Origin of the sequence: Streptomyces sp. SID14478, assembly GCF_010548525.1 — a bacterium.
Taxonomy (GTDB): domain Bacteria; phylum Actinomycetota; class Actinomycetes; order Streptomycetales; family Streptomycetaceae; genus Streptomyces.
The window spans coordinates 1-210 of the sequence record NZ_JAAGMG010001456.1; the positions used below are offsets into that span (position 1 = coordinate 1).

At 76.2% G+C, this 210-nt stretch carries 1 protein-coding gene; it reads left to right on the forward strand.

Annotation, left to right across the window (positions count from 1 at the left end; all coding sequences use genetic code 11):
- The coding region (locus G3I40_RS45395; protein WP_164560616.1) for an NAD-dependent epimerase/dehydratase family protein at window positions 1-210 on the forward strand (210 nt) is incomplete at both ends.

Consider the following 210-nt stretch of genomic DNA (forward strand, 5'->3'; position numbering starts at 1 on the left):
GGCCGTCGCCGAAGAGCCGCTCACCGTTCCCGGCGACGGCCGCCGCAGCAGCAGCTTCACGCACGTCGCGGACGTCGTCGACGCCCTCCTGCTCCTGCTCGCCCACCCCGGCGCGCACGGCGGGACCTTCGACATCGGCAGCGACGAGGAGACCACCGTCGCCGCGCTCGCCGCCCTGGTCCTGGAGCGCTCCGGCTCCCCCTCGCCGCT